Below are 13,779 nucleotides of genomic sequence, written 5' to 3' on the forward strand. Positions count from 1 at the left end.
CCGGTTTGCTTTGAGTGGACCTTTGCGGCATCTTTGCGCGCGGTGCGCCGGGAAGTCTGGTCGGCAACGCCCATCGCGAAACCGTGGTGGGCTTGGCTGACGTGGACGGGGTTCGTCGATGGCGCTGGTGCTCGCATTCGGTCTGGTCCTGCTGATCAGCGTCTCGCTGTCCGGCCTCGCCGCCCGCACGATCCTGTCGACCGCGCTGATGTTCCTGGTCGCCGGAGCGTTGATCGGGCAGGGCGGTCTCGGGCTCGTCGACATCCCGTCCAACAGCGCGTTCGTCACCGTTCTAGCTGATCTCGCGCTGTTCACGGTCTTGTTCACCGACGGCCAGCGCGCGGGTCTGCCGGACCTGAAACAAGGGTGGCGGCTCTCGGGCAGGGCGCTGGGCCTGGCCATGCCGCTGACCATGGTCGGCATCGCCGTGCCGACGCACTTCCTCACCGGCCTGGACTGGACGACCTCGTTCCTGATCGGCGCGATCCTCTCGCCGACCGACCCGGTGTTCGCCTCCGCCATCGTCGGCCGCACCGACGTGCCGATGCGGCTGCGGCGCCTGCTCAACGTCGAGTCCGGGCTCAACGACGGTCTCGCGCTGCCGTTCGTGCTGATCTTCCTGGCCACCGCGGCGAACAGGGACACCGACTTCCTCACCATCGGTATCGAACTGGCCGCAGGGCTCGCGCTGGGCGTCGTGATTCCCGCGGTCGTCGTGCTGGCGTGGCGGCTGCGAATCTTCACCGCCGAACCCCGGTTGCAGGCGCTCGGCCCGTTGGCGATCGCGGTGATGCTGTACGCGACCTGCCACCTCACCCACGCCAACCCCTACCTCGCCGCGTTCGCCGCGGGATCGACCATCGCGACGCTGGACCGTGTCGCGGCAGAACACTTCGAGCACTTCGGCGACCTGCTCTCCGAGATCACGAAGTTCGCCGCGCTGCTCGTCTTCGGCGCGCTGATCACGCCCGAGCGCATCTCGCACCTGAGCGTGGGGGACTGGGCGGTCGCGATCATCGCGATCCTGCTCGTGCGGCCGGCGGCGATGATGCTGTCGCTGCTGCGCACACCGCTGCCCGCACGCGAACGGTCCGTCGCCGCCTGGTTCGGCCCCAAGGGCTTCGCGTCCGTGGTCTACGGGCTCCTCGTGCTGCAAGCCGGGATACCCGCAGGCGAGCACGTGTTCGACCTGGTCGCGATCACCATCGCGTTGTCGATCGTCCTGCACTCGTCGACGGACGTGCCCGTGGCGAAGGCGTTGAGCATCGAGCCCCCGGACGGACTGCCCACCGGGCAACCTGAGCGGCCTGCTCGCGAGCAGACGTGATGGCTCTCTAGGGTCTGTATCGCGGACCAGACCTCGATACAGACCCTAGTGCTGGCCTGACCGGTCCGCGCGCGGCTGATCGGCCTGGTGCACGTCCGGGATGCCGTCGTTGTCCGCGTCGCGGTTCTCTTCCTCGAAGATGCGCCGGTACACCCTGTTGCGCACGCGCAGGACCACCGTCGCGATCAACGCGGACAGAACGGATCCCAGCAGCACGGCCACCTTCGCGTTGCTGTAGCCCGCGCTGCCCTCACCGAACGACAACTCGCTGACCAGTAGCGAGACGGTGAAACCGATACCGGCGAGGATCGACAGGCCGACCACGTCGATCCACGCCAGGTCGTCGTCCAGATCGGCCTTGGTGAACCGCGCGACCAGCCAGGTGGCCGCGGTGATGCCGATCGGTTTGCCCACCAGCAGGCCCAGCACGATGCCGAGCGTCACGCTGTCGGTGAGCGAGGTGACGAACCCGCTCAGGCCTCCGATGGAGACGCCGGCGGCGAAGAAGGCGAAGATCGGCACAGCGACACCGGTGGACAGAGGTTGCCACCGGTGCTGGAACAGCTCGGCCAGACCAGGACCTTCGCCGCACCGACGGATCACCGGCACCGCGAACCCGAGGAGCACGCCGGCGACGGTCGCGTGCACGCCTGAGGCGTGCATGAGCGCCCACGTCGCCACCGCCAAGGGGATCAGCAGCCACCACGACCGGACACGTCGCTGCACGAGCACCGTGAACAACGCCAGCGGGATGAACATCAGCAGCAACGGCAGCAGCGACAGGTCGTCGGTGTAGAACAGGGCGATGATCACGATCGCGATCAGGTCGTCCACGACCGCGAGGGTGAGCAGGAACGTCCGCAGCGCGGAGGGGAGACACCTGCCGATCACCGCGAGCACCGCGAGTGCGAACGCGATGTCGGTGGCGGTGGGGATGGCCCAGCCGGACAGCGCGGGACCACTGCCGAGGTTGACCGCCGTGTAGATCAACGCCGGCACGAGGACGCCGCCGAACGCCGCCGCGATCGGAACGGCGGCACGACGAGGATCACGCAGGTCACCGGCGACGAACTCGCGTTTGAGCTCCAGGCCCGCGACGAAGAAGAAGATCACCAGCAGGCCGTCGGACGCCCACTCGGCGAGACTGAGCCGCAGGTGCAGGGATTCGGGGCCGATCTCCACGGAGCGCAGGGTCTCGTAGAGCGATGACCAGGGCGAGTTGGCCCACACCAGGCCGACCACCGCCGCCACCAGCATGATGACGCCGCCGACGGTCTCGAGGCGGAGCAGGTCGGCGATGCGCTTGGCCTCGGGCCAGGACGCGCGGCTGAACAGCCGGGTCTTCACGGGTTCCAAAGCTCGCTCCGGGTGTCGTCGGCCGAATCGCCGACCAGACTTCCCGGCACACCATGCCGCTCGTCACGGCAACAGTCCGACCGTACCCCACGGTCAGGCATCGGGCTCTGTTGATGTGATCTTGCCGGGAACGCGGATCAGCGCTGGGACTGGTCGTTTCTGGATCACCGCGGGCAGCTCTACGGGCGGTCTTCGTCTCGTGTCCCGCCTGCGGAGTGCCGTTTCTGGTGCCGCACGATCGGCCGCATCTGCTCCTCCCACCACGCCAACGCCCCGGCGGTGCCGGGGAAGATGTCCAGCGCGTCACCCAGGAGCTCGGCGCCGCCGATCGCGAGCGACGCGCCCTCGCCACAGGGCCGGCCCGTGCACCACGCGGCGTCGCCGACCAGCGCGATCTGTCCCGACGCCCACCGGTCCGCGTGCACCTGAAAGCTCGCGCGCCGCGTTACCGGGCCGGTGTCCACCTGGGACAGGAGATCGGGCGCGAGCCAGGTGAGATCACCGAAAGCCTGCCGCAGGGGAAGGGAAGCGTTGCCGTGCCAGGCGAACAGCGCCGCGGAGCTGCCGTCGCTCAACGGATGAACTCGGAGCGATCGCCCCGAGAGATCCATGCGGACCGCACTCGCCGAGGCCGTTTCCAGGCGGCTCGACACCGACACCGTGGCTTGGCGGTGCCCGTGGCGTTCCCCGAAGACGGCACCACGAACCGCGGAATCGACACCGTCCGCGCCGACGACGAGGTCGAACCAGTCCTCGTCTCCGTCCGAGAAGGTGACCGTGACGCCGCAGTCGTCCTCGGCCAGTTCCAGCACGCCGGTGCTCCTGCGCGCTTCGACACTGCCGACCGCACCGCGAAGCACGGTCACGACGTCGGTGCGGCGGAGCACGGGCGTCGCCGTGGACGGCTTGGAGTACAACGCGAACGGAGTTCCCGCCACATCGACCACGACCGTGTCGCACCGCGGTTGGCTGTGTTCGATCAATGCCGGCATCAGTCCCAGCCTGGTGGCCGCGTCATGGCCGATGCCACGGAGCGCACAGGGAAATCCGAGATCCTGAGACTGCTCGGCTCGTTCTACGAGAACGACGTCCCAGTCGCTGCGGCGCAAGCGCAGCGCGGTGGCCAGTCCGGCGATGCCCGCGCCGACGACAAGAGCCCTTCTGGTGGGCATGACCGCTCCCTTCCGAACGGGGATACGTCACGCCGACCAGACTTCCCGGCACACCTCCGCACAGGCTAGTTCACGCCGACCCCGCACAACAGCCGCTGAATGCGCGCTTGCGTTTTCAGTGTGATCCGGCGAGCTGGCCGGACAACCGGCTGTGCAGTTGTTCGCTGTGCGGGTTGAGTCCGATGATCTCCGCTTCGACGCCGCGCGAGGTGAACTTCGCTGTGACCGCGTCGAGCGTGGCGACGGCGGAGCTGTCCCACACGTGCGCGTCGGAGAGGTCGATGACCACTTTGGACACGGTGTCGGTGTAGTCGAAGGAGTGCATCAGCTCGTTGCTGGAGGCGAAGAACAGCTCGCCGGTGACGGCGTAGACGCGGATCGTGCCGTCCGGGTCGAGGACGCTGGAGACGTCGACCAGGTGTGCCACGCGGCGGGCGAAGAAGATCGCCGAGAGCAGGGCTCCTGCGATGACGCCGAGGGCGAGGTTGTGAGTGACGACGACGGTGCCGACGGTCACGACCATCACGGCGGTCTCGGTCTTGGGGGTTCGGCGCAGTGTGGAGAGCTTGATGCTGGTCCAGTCGAAGGTGCTGATCGACACGAAGACCATCACCGCGACGAGTGCCGCCATCGGGATCAGGGAGACGACCGGGCCGAGGGCGAAGACGAGGATCAGCAGGAAGACGCCGGCCGCGAGGGTGGACAGCCGGGTGCGGCCGCCGGACTTGATGTTGATGATGGACTGGCCGATCATCGCGCAGCCCGCCATGCCGCCGAGGAAGCCGGTGGCGATGTTGGCGATGCCCTGGCCGCGCACCTCCACGCCCTTCTTCGACGGGGTGTCGGTGAGGTCGTCGAGCAGCTGCGCGGTGAGCAGCGACTCGATCAGGCCGACGACCGCCAGCGTCAGCGCGAAGGGCGCGACGATCGTGAGGGTTTCCAGCGTGAACGGCACCATCGGCAGGCCGAAACCGGGCAGTGCGGTGGGCAGCTCACCCATCCCGCCGACGGTGGGCACGGCGATGTGCAGGAACACCGTCAGCGAGGTGATCACCACGATGGCCACCAGCGGCGCGGGGATCGCCTTCGTCAGCTTCGGCAGCAGGTAGATGATGCCCAGGCCGAGCAGCGCCAGGGCGATGACCGGCCAGCCGCCCTTGGTGATGTGCGGGATCTGCGCGGCGAACAGCAGGATCGCGAGCGCGTTGACGAAGCCGACCATGACGGTGCGCGGCACGAACCGCATGAGTTTGTGCACGCCGAGCAGTCCGAAGAGGATCTGGAACACGCCGGTGAGGACCGTGGCGGCGAACATGTACTCGACACCGTGGTCGCGCACCAGTCCCACGAGCACCAGGGCCATCGCGCCGGTCGCGGCGGAGATCATGGCGGGACGGCCGCCGGCGAACGCGATGATGATCGCGATGGTGAAGGAGGCGTAGAGGCCGACCTTCGGGTCGACGCCGGCGATGATGGAGAACGACAGCGCCTCGGGGATCAGCGCGAGTGCGACGACCAGGCCGGACAGCAGGTCGGCGCGGGGGTTGGAGAACCAGGTCGTGCGGACCCTCGACAGCAGCGAGGGGCGCGGCGCAGCCACGTGTGAGGACAATCGACACCTCGGGGTTGTGCGCGCGAGCAGGCAGGAGGCTCGCGTGATGAACGGGACTCGGGTCCGCGCGCCCCAGGGCACGCGGAAGGACGCCGACGTCGTCGTCGGCGTGAAGTGATGTGTCCTGGTGCCGCGAACTTCTCGGGTTCGCTCACATGACGGGCCGCGGCATCTCCGGCGCAACCGCGGTCGTCATCACCACGAGACAGGTCAGGCTTCGATGACCACCGGAATGACCACCGGTCGGCGGCGGTAGGTGCGTTGCGCCCACATCTGCACCTGTTGTGCGATGAGGCGTTCGAGCTCCGCCACGTCGGTGACGTTCTTCTCCGCGGCGCCCACGAGGGCCTTCTCGATGGCGGGGACCACCGGCTGGAACGTCGAGGCGTCGTGTTCGAAGCCGTGGGCGATGAAGTCGGGTGCGTCGTCGAGCCGGCCGGTGTCGGTGTCGATGATGGCGACCACGGTGATCATGCCTTCTTCGCCCAGCGTGCGGCGCTGTGCCAGGGAGTCCTCGGTGACGCCGCCGACGGTCTGGCCGTCGACGTAGATGTTGTGGATCTCGACCTGGCCGGTGACCGACGCCCGGCCGTCGTGCAGGTCGACGACGTGGCCGTTGGCGGCGACGAGCACCCGGTCGCGGTCGACGCCGGTGCGGACGGCCAGTTCGGCGTTGGCCCGCAGGTGGCGTGCCTCGCCGTGCACGGGCAGGACGTTGGTGGGTTGCACGATGTTGTAGCAGTAGACCAGTTCACCGGCGCTGGCGTGCCCGGAGACGTGGACCTTGGCGTTGCCCTTGTGCACCACGTTGGCGCCCAGGTCGGTCAGTCCGTTGATCACCCGGTAGATGGCGTTCTCGTTGCCGGGGATCAGAGAGCTGGCCAGCAGGACGGTGTCGCCCTCGACGATGACGATCTCGTGCTCGCCGGACGCCATGCGGGACAGCGCGGCCATCGGCTCACCCTGCGACCCGGTGCACACCAGGGTCACCTCGTGGGCGGGAAGCCGGTTGGCGTCCCTGACGTCCACGACGAGCCCGTCGGGCACCTTCAGGTACTCCAGCTCCGAGGCCAGGCCCATGTTGCGGACCATGGAGCGGCCGACGAAGGCGACCTTGCGGCCGTGCGCCGCGGCGGAGTCGAGCACCTGCTGGATGCGGTGCACGTGGCTGGCGAAGCTGGAGACGATCACCCGGCGCGGGGTGGTGCGGAAGACCTCGTCGATCGCGGGCGCGAGATCGCGTTCGGAGGTGGTGAAGCCGGGCACGTCGGCGTTGGTGGAGTCGACGAGGAACAGGTCGACACCCTCCTCGCCGAGGCGGGCGAAACCCCGGAGGTCGGTGATCCGCTTGTCGAGCGGGAACTGGTCCATCTTGAAGTCGCCGGTGTGCAGCACGAGACCGGCGTTGGTGCGGATGGCGATGGCCAGGCCGTCGGGGATGGAGTGGTTGACGGCGAGGAACTCCAGGTCGAACGGCCCTCGGGTGAGCTGTTCACCTTCCTTGACCTCGACCAGGACGGGCTTGATCCGGTGCTCGGCCAGCTTGGCGGCCAGGAACTTCAGCGTGAGCCGGGAGCCGATGACCGGGATGTCACGTCGTTCCCGCAGCAGGTACGGCACGCCCCCGATGTGGTCCTCGTGGCCGTGGGTCAGCACGATGGCGACCACATCGGCCAACCGGTCCCGGATGCAGCTCCAGTCCGGGAGGATCACGTCGACGCCGGGCTGGTGCTCCTCGGGGAACAGGACCCCGCAGTCGACGATGAGCAGCTTGCCCTCGTGCTCGAACACGGTCATGTTCCGGCCGATCTCGCCGAGGCCGCCGAGGGCGATGACCCGCAGGGCATCCGGGGCGAGTGCGGGCGGAGGGGTGGACGTTCGAGCCATGGTCACACCCTCACGTTACGTGAGAGTTGCCGGTGAGAGGAAATCGGCGACGCGTGCCAGGCGTGATGTTCGTCAGTCCGAGGGCAGATGGGACCGGAGGGTCGTGGCGAAGTCCTCGGCGATGCGCAGCTGCGCGCGCAGCTGCTGGCAGCGTTCGTCGGCGGCGGTCCAGAACCCGGACAGGCGGTCCAGGTGTTTGTCGCGGTCGGGATCGTCGCCGGCGGACAGGGCGTCGAGGATGCCGAGCAGCTCGCGCATCTCCTCGAGCTGGAAACCGAGCGGTTTCATCCGCTTGATCACGTCGAGGCGTTGCACGTCGGGCTCGGCGTAGAGACGGAACCCGCCTTGGCTGCGTGCGCTCGGCACCACCAGGTCGACCTCCTCGTAGTACCTGATCGTGCGCAACGACAGACCGGTCCTCTCGGCCACCTCGCCGATCTGCATGTGCTCGCCCACAACATCCTTTCTGAACCGCGTCACGATCACCGGCCATTCTGGCACCACGCCAGGTGCTCGTGTCCCACTCGTGGCTCCGGGGCCAGGCCCAGATTACCGTCACGTGAGGGTAGGGTTCGGCGAGATGTCGCCTACCCCCGAAGGACCGCGAATGACCACCGCCACCCCGGTGACCGCCTCGTCCGCAACCGTGCTCGCGGAAGCGGGACGCAGGCGCACCTTCGCGGTGATCAGCCACCCCGACGCGGGCAAGTCGACCATGACCGAGGCGCTGGCCCTGCACGCGAAGGTGATCTCCGAGGCGGGCGCGGTGCACGGCAAGGCCGGTCGGCGCGGTGTGGTGTCGGACTGGATGGAGATGGAGAAGGCGCGCGGCATCTCCATCACGTCCGCCGCGTTGCAGTTCTCCTACCGCGACTGCGTGATCAACCTGCTCGACACCCCGGGCCACGCCGACTTCTCCGAGGACACCTACCGGGTGCTGTCGGCGGTGGACTGCGCGGTCATGCTGCTCGACGCGGCCAAAGGCCTGGAGCCGCAGACTCTCAAGCTGTTCGACGTCTGCCGGTACCGCGGCATCCCCGTGATCACGTTCATCAACAAGTGGGACCGCCCTGGCCGCAACGCGCTGGACCTGTGCGACGAGCTGGGCGAGCGGATCGGACTCCAGGCGATGCCGCTGACCTGGCCGGTCGGCGACGCGGGCCACTTCCGCGGTGTGCTCGACCGGCGCGGCGGGCACTTCGTGCGCTACCAGCGCACCGCGGGCGGCGCCACCGCCGCGGGCGAGGAGCACCTGCCGCCGAGCCAGGCCGAAGCCGAGGAGGGCGCGAACTGGACTCGCGCGAGCGAGGAAGCGGAGCTGCTCGGCGCGTCCGGCGGCGAGTTCGAGCTCGAGCGGTTCCTCAACGCCACGGCGACACCGGTGCTGTTCGGGTCGGCGGTGCTCAACTTCGGTGTGCGGCAGCTGCTCGACCTGCTCGTCGAGATCGCGCCACGTCCCACCGCGCGGCTGGACGCCGCCGGCGATCCGCGTGAGCTGGACACACCGTTCTCTGCCTTCGTGTTCAAGGTGCAGACGGGCATGGATCGTGCGCACCGAGACCAGGTCGCGTTCGCGCGTGTGTGCTCCGGCGTGTTCGAGCGAGGCATGGTGGTCACCAACGCCGCCACGGGCAAACCGTTCGCCACCAAGTACGTGCAACAGGTCTTCGGCCAGCAACGTTCCACACTGGACACCGCCTTTCCCGGCGACGTCATCGGGTTGGTCAACGCCACCGCGCTGCACGTGGGCGACACCCTGCACGCCGGCAAACCCGTGGTGCGCTTCCCCGGCCTGCCCAGCTTCGCGCCGGCGCACTTCGCCGTCGCGCGACCGGCGGACCTCAGTCGCTCCAAGCAGTTCCGCAAAGGCATCGAACAACTGGAGTCCGAAGGCGTCGTGCAGATCCTGCGCTCACTGCGCCGCGGTGACGGGGCGCCGGTGTTCGCCGCGGTCGGCCCCATGCAGTTCGAGGTCGCCGCGCATCGCCTCGACGCGGAGTTCAAGTCGCCGGTGCGGCTCGAGCCGCTGCCCTACACCGTCGTGCGCCGCCTGGCCGACCCCAAGCAACGGTCCATCGTGGACGGCAACCGCACCGAGGTGCTCACCCGCACCGACGGCGTGGATCTCGCCCTGTTCCCCGACTCCACCGCGCTGGGCGTCATGCGGCGCCTGCACCCCGAGGTACGGCTGGAGTCCCTCGTCGCGGGAACCGACGACTGACCGTCCGTCGCTGAAGGGAGATGCGTTCAGCCGAGCAGGTCGAGCTCGGCCTGCAGCGCGGCGGTGAGCACGGGCAGGTCGGGTACGCGGTCGGGATCGGCGACCACCGTGATGGTGAACGTGCCGGCGTAGGACAGGGCCGCGAACGCCACGGTCACGTTGCCGGTGGTGGCCGACAGCGGGATGAGGCCGACGACCTGCGCGCCGCCCAGGCACATCGGGTGATCAGGGCCGTGCACGTTGGTCACGACGGTGTGCACCATGCGCTGGTGGTTCATGAACCAGTCCGCCAACCCGAGGACCTTCAACGTCCGGAAGATCGGTACGACTGACGTGACTGATTTCTTGTGCGACCGGGTGATGGCGGCGATCCGCGCCAGACGTGACCAGGTGTCGCCGCCGGTCGGCAGCGCGACGGGCATGACACCGGTGCTGTTGCCGAGGTGAGCGGCGGTGGTCGAGCGCCGCGTCGACACGGGAATCGAGACGACCAGTTCGTCGGCGTGGTCACCGCGACCGTTCAGCACCGTGCCCAATGCGCCCGTGACGGCGGTGAGCAGCGCGTCGTTGACCGTGCCCCCGCAGCGGTGCGCGGCAGCACGCAGCCTGGTGACGCTGGTCCGTGCCATGGTCTGCTGCCGCTGCGGTCCGGTGGGGTGGTTCAGGGAGCAGCGTGAACCGGGTGACGGCCACCGCAGCCCGGCGAACGAGTTGCGCCCAGGCAGTCTCAGCCGGGCCGCCCAGGCGTCTTTCGCGAGTTCACGGCGGGAAGGCGCGGGAGCGGGAAAGGGCACGACATCGGCACGGGGTGCCCCGTCGACGAGGTTCGCCAGCACGGCCAGGCCGCCGATGCCGTCGGACAGGACGTGGTGAAAGACCAGGATCAGCGCTGCCCTGCCTCCTGTCAGTCCGGTGACCAGCGTCGCTGACCAGAGCGGCGACGAGCGGGGCAACGGACGGGTCGCCAGTGAGGAGGCGATGCCCAGCAGCGCGGTGTCGTCCCCCGGAGCCGGGCAGACCAAGTGATGCACGTGCCGGGTGACGTCGAACCCGGCGTCGTCGACCCAGACAGGACGGCCACAGCCGAAGGGTGCCCGGATCAGACGCCGGCGCAGCCGCGGAACGGTCCGGACGCGGTCCACGATCAGGGCCTCGACGCCGCCGGGGTCCCGTTCCAGCACCACTACGGCGCCGACCTGCATGCCGGAGGCCAGCGACACCATGTCGTCGGAGCTCGTCCGGTCGATCATCAGAGGTGCCTTTCGGCCCGCTGTTCGATGCCGCGCAACATCTTCTGCTCCATCACCAGGCTCCCCGGCTCCATCACGAGCTGGTTGAACCACCTGACGAGCGGCGAAGCGTCGGGGACGGCGATGCGGTTGCGGCTGATCAGCCTGGTGCCACCGGGGATCTCGTGCAGCACGAACGCCCAGACCCACCGGCCGTCGTCGGAGCGCAGCACGAGCGCGTGATCGGGTTCGAGAACCTCCACCAGCAGCTTGGGACCACCTTCCCCGACCGGCAGGACGTCACCGATGTGCAGGTCCTGGAACTGGGGGAGGATCTCGTCGGCGCTGTGCATGTTCAGGCCGAACAGGTTCTCGATCCAGTCGTAGGTGTAGGCACCGCCGCGCCCGCTGCCCATCTGCACCAGCCACGGCCAGACCCGGCCGGGAGGTGTCTCGACGGTGATCGCGCGGGTGGTCAGCAGGTCGGGGTGGAGCAGCAGGTCGTCACCGGGCAACGTGGCCCGTGCTTCCTCCTTCGTCGCGCCCCAGGTCTGGCACCACTCGCGCCACAACAGTGGATACGACACCACCGCCGCAGCGGCCGCGCCCACTACCAATCCCGCGATCTTGGTCGTCCTCATGACTTCTACGGTGCTTCAGCGCGTGCAGCTTGCTCAGGGCCGTAGGACCCGACCTGGCGGGGCCCTTGCCTCACGTCGTCACGGCGCGGCGCAGCCGCCACGCGCCCAACGCGAACAGCACGACCGCGAACCCCAGCAGCACACCCAGGTGAGGCAGCACCGTGAAGAGGTCGCCGCCCCGCCGGGTCAGCGCTGCGAACGCGTCGTTGGCCCAGCCGTGCGGGGTGGCGAAGGCGACCGTCCGCAGCGCGGGGCTGAAGAACTCGATCGGCACCATGCACCCGCCGAAGGCGGCGAGGCCCAGTCCGAGCAGGATTCCCGCACCCGCGGACTGCTGCTGTGTCCGGCACATCGCCCCGAGGAGCAATCCTGCTCCGCCGGACACCAGCGCGAACGCGCACAGCAGCGCGGCGGCACCGAGCGGGTCGCCCCACCGCACACCGAACAGCAACGCCGAGCCGGCGACGACGATGAGGCCCTGCAGCAGTGCGATCGCCACCCGGCCGAGTGCCTCGCCCGCGATGATCGTTCGTGGGGGAGTCGGGGTGGCGAGCATCCGCCGCGTGACACCGAGCGTGCGGGTCTCGACCAGTGCGGCCGCCGCGGTGAGCGCGTTGAGGAAGGTGAACACGATCAGCTGGCTGGCCGCGCCGAGGTCGAACCCCGAGTAGCCCTCGGGGAACAACGCCGCGCCGGTCGTGGTCGTGCTCACCTCGATCGGCTCCACCCGGGTCGAGTCCACGAGGGAGAGGGCGGAGTCGCGGTCGAGCCCGGTGCGCGACGAGACGAAGTCGCCGACTGCCAGCCGGTTCGCCTCCCTCGTCAGCACCGTGGTGACGAGCATCTGCAGTTGCTGACCGGTCCGATCAGCACGCACGAGCAGTCTGGGCGTCTCTTGTGCGGAACGGATCAGACCGGCACTGACCTCGCCGTGTTCCACCGCCGCGCGCAAGTCGGCTTCGTTCGTGAAGTCCCTCACCCGCAGCCCGGGTTCCGCGCTCAGCGCACCGGCCTGGCCGAGTACGCCGAGCACCGGCGTGCTCGTACCCCCGAACGCGATGCCGATGATGAACACCAGCATCAGGGGCAACGCCACGAGGAAGAACAACCCGGTGCGGTCACGCAGTGCGCGACGGACGTTGATCCAGCCGATCGCCCAGATCTTCACCGCTGCACCGCCTTTCGGAACAGCAGCACCGCTGCCGTGCACGTGACCGCGGCGAACACGGTCATGGCGCCGACCGAGGGCAACACGGCGGTGACTTCCCCACCTGCCAGGTCGGCGAGGCCGCGCAGGAACCACCGGTGAGGTGCGATCAGGCTGAGGATCTCCAGGAAGCCCCCGGCTTGGCCGACCGGGAAGAACGCGCCGCCGAGCGAGCCGAGCACGATCGCGACGACGGCCTGCCAGCCGCTCGCCTGGCCCGCGGTCTTCGCGATCGCCGCGACCACCGCCATCGCCCCGGTGGCGGCCAGCACGCCGGAGACCACGAGCAGGGCGACACCGGCGGGGTTTCCCCAGTGAGCGCCCATGAGCAACGAACTCGCCACTACCAGCACGGTCATGCTGAGCACGCCGATCACCACGCTCGTCAGCAGTTTGCCGGCGAAGATCGAGGACCGCCGCACCGGTGCGGCGAGCAGACGTGCCATCGTGCCGAGGCGACGCTCTTCCAACAGCCCGGTCACCCCCAGCTGCACGGCGAAGAACAGGAAGAACACCGCCATGCCTGCGGCATAGCCGGTCTTCGGATCCAGCTGCCTGGTGGCCGTGGTGTCCTCTGCCACGACGACGCGCGGCAGGGAGGCCGCGGCCTCGGCGGCGAGCTCGGCCGGTGACGCGGCGAGTCCGGAGTGGAGGGTCGCGGCGACCGCTCGGCGTGCCGCGGTGAGACGGTCCGCGTAGGCCTGTGCCAGCGACCGGGCCACCTGGGTGCCGGTCGGGGCGTCCACGTCACCGACGACCCCGATCCGGGCCGCGCGGCCCGCGAGCACGTCCTCGGTCAGTCCTGCGGGCAGCAGGAACGCGGCCGTGGCCTCACCGTTGTCCACCAACGCGCGGGCGTCCCGCTCGGACGACACCGTCCGGATCTCGATCGCACCCGAGGTCGCGGCGCCCCTCAGCACCTCGTCGGTGAACGTCGTGGCGATCACGCCGCGGTCGGAGTCCACGACGGCGTAGCGGAACAGTTCGCTGTCGCCTCCGACGTTGCCCAGGATGAGCGTGAAGATCCCGGCAAGCCCGAGCGGCAGGACGAAAGCGAGGACGTACGCCGTCCGGTCCCGTGCCCGCTCGCGCAGGTCTCGTGCGGCGATCAGCAGTGCGTGGCGCAT

At 69.1% G+C, this 13,779-nt stretch carries 11 protein-coding genes; 2 read left to right on the forward strand and 9 right to left on the reverse strand.

The window, feature by feature from the left end:
• Positions 1 to 118: 118 nt before the first annotated feature.
• Positions 119 to 1,327 carry a cation:proton antiporter gene (locus tag SK571_RS23335; protein ID WP_319986213.1) on the forward strand — a complete coding sequence of 403 codons (1,209 nt, stop codon included), beginning with the start codon at positions 119 to 121 and terminating at the stop codon, positions 1,325 to 1,327.
• A 45-nt stretch (positions 1,328 to 1,372) separates the two neighbouring features.
• Here SK571_RS23335 and nhaA read toward each other — a convergent pair whose 3' ends face one another.
• The 5 genes from nhaA to SK571_RS23360 all read right to left on the reverse strand — a co-directional run bounded on the left by nhaA (position 1,373) and on the right by SK571_RS23360 (position 7,798).
• The gene (nhaA, locus tag SK571_RS23340; protein ID WP_319986214.1) at positions 1,373 to 2,683 is read right to left on the reverse strand and encodes a Na+/H+ antiporter NhaA; all 1,311 of its coding nucleotides are present in this window, start codon (positions 2,681 to 2,683) and stop codon (positions 1,373 to 1,375) included.
• 179 nt (positions 2,684 to 2,862) lie between these two features.
• Positions 2,863 to 3,855, reverse strand: a complete 993-nt coding sequence (locus SK571_RS23345; protein WP_319986215.1) for an FAD-dependent oxidoreductase — start codon at positions 3,853 to 3,855, stop codon at positions 2,863 to 2,865.
• Positions 3,856 to 3,970: 115 nt separating this feature from the next.
• The gene (locus tag SK571_RS23350) at positions 3,971 to 5,455 is read right to left on the reverse strand and encodes a SulP family inorganic anion transporter (protein WP_319986216.1); all 1,485 of its coding nucleotides are present in this window, start codon (positions 5,453 to 5,455) and stop codon (positions 3,971 to 3,973) included.
• 222 nt (positions 5,456 to 5,677) lie between these two features.
• Positions 5,678 to 7,354 carry a ribonuclease J gene (locus SK571_RS23355; protein ID WP_319986217.1) on the reverse strand — a complete coding sequence of 559 codons (1,677 nt, stop codon included), beginning with the start codon at positions 7,352 to 7,354 and terminating at the stop codon, positions 5,678 to 5,680.
• 72 nt (positions 7,355 to 7,426) lie between these two features.
• Positions 7,427 to 7,798: a MerR family transcriptional regulator gene (locus tag SK571_RS23360; RefSeq protein ID WP_030482147.1), complete on the reverse strand. Its 372-nt coding sequence runs from the start codon at positions 7,796 to 7,798 to the stop codon at positions 7,427 to 7,429.
• Between the two features lie 163 nt (positions 7,799 to 7,961).
• Between SK571_RS23360 and SK571_RS23365 the strand changes: the two genes are divergently transcribed.
• Positions 7,962 to 9,575 (forward strand): peptide chain release factor 3, encoded by a 1,614-nt coding sequence (locus SK571_RS23365; RefSeq protein WP_319986218.1) that lies wholly within the window; start codon positions 7,962 to 7,964, stop codon positions 9,573 to 9,575.
• 26 nt (positions 9,576 to 9,601) lie between these two features.
• On the opposite strand, the gene SK571_RS23370 is transcribed toward SK571_RS23365, so the two are convergent.
• The 4 genes from SK571_RS23370 to SK571_RS23385 form a co-directional block, all read right to left on the reverse strand.
• Complete coding sequence (locus SK571_RS23370) at positions 9,602 to 10,825, reverse strand: wax ester/triacylglycerol synthase domain-containing protein (RefSeq protein WP_319986219.1); 1,224 nt, start codon at positions 10,823 to 10,825, stop codon at positions 9,602 to 9,604.
• Positions 10,825 to 11,445 (reverse strand): SRPBCC family protein, encoded by a 621-nt coding sequence (locus SK571_RS23375; protein WP_319986220.1) that lies wholly within the window; start codon positions 11,443 to 11,445, stop codon positions 10,825 to 10,827. Before SK571_RS23375 ends, SK571_RS23370 begins: the two co-directional genes overlap by 1 nt.
• 70 nt (positions 11,446 to 11,515) lie before the next feature.
• The gene (locus SK571_RS23380) at positions 11,516 to 12,613 is read right to left on the reverse strand and encodes an ABC transporter permease (RefSeq protein ID WP_319986221.1); all 1,098 of its coding nucleotides are present in this window, start codon (positions 12,611 to 12,613) and stop codon (positions 11,516 to 11,518) included.
• A complete protein-coding gene (locus tag SK571_RS23385; RefSeq protein ID WP_319986222.1) occupies positions 12,610 to 13,779 on the reverse strand; it encodes an ABC transporter permease in 1,170 nt (389 codons plus the stop codon). Before SK571_RS23385 ends, SK571_RS23380 begins: the two co-directional genes overlap by 4 nt.

The organism is Lentzea kristufekii (assembly GCF_033949925.1).
Taxonomy (GTDB): Bacteria; Actinomycetota; Actinomycetes; order Mycobacteriales; family Pseudonocardiaceae; genus Lentzea; species Lentzea kristufekii.

Excerpts from the sequence above, each read along its gene's own strand:
- SK571_RS23335 (WP_319986213.1), top strand. The coding sequence starts at position 119 with ATGGCGCTGGTGCTCGCATTCGGTCTGGTCCTGCTGATCAGCGTCTCG.
- SK571_RS23345 (WP_319986215.1), bottom strand. The coding sequence starts at position 3,855 with ATGCCCACCAGAAGGGCTCTTGTCGTCGGCGCGGGCATCGCCGGACTG.
- SK571_RS23355 (WP_319986217.1), bottom strand. The coding sequence starts at position 7,354 with ATGGCTCGAACGTCCACCCCTCCGCCCGCACTCGCCCCGGATGCCCTG.
- SK571_RS23360 (WP_030482147.1), bottom strand. The coding sequence starts at position 7,798 with ATGCAGATCGGCGAGGTGGCCGAGAGGACCGGTCTGTCGTTGCGCACG.
- SK571_RS23365 (WP_319986218.1), top strand. The coding sequence starts at position 7,962 with ATGACCACCGCCACCCCGGTGACCGCCTCGTCCGCAACCGTGCTCGCG.
- SK571_RS23370 (WP_319986219.1), bottom strand. The coding sequence starts at position 10,825 with ATGATCGACCGGACGAGCTCCGACGACATGGTGTCGCTGGCCTCCGGC.
- SK571_RS23375 (WP_319986220.1), bottom strand. The coding sequence starts at position 11,445 with ATGAGGACGACCAAGATCGCGGGATTGGTAGTGGGCGCGGCCGCTGCG.
- SK571_RS23385 (WP_319986222.1), bottom strand. The coding sequence starts at position 13,779 with ATGCGCCACGCACTGCTGATCGCCGCACGAGACCTGCGCGAGCGGGCA.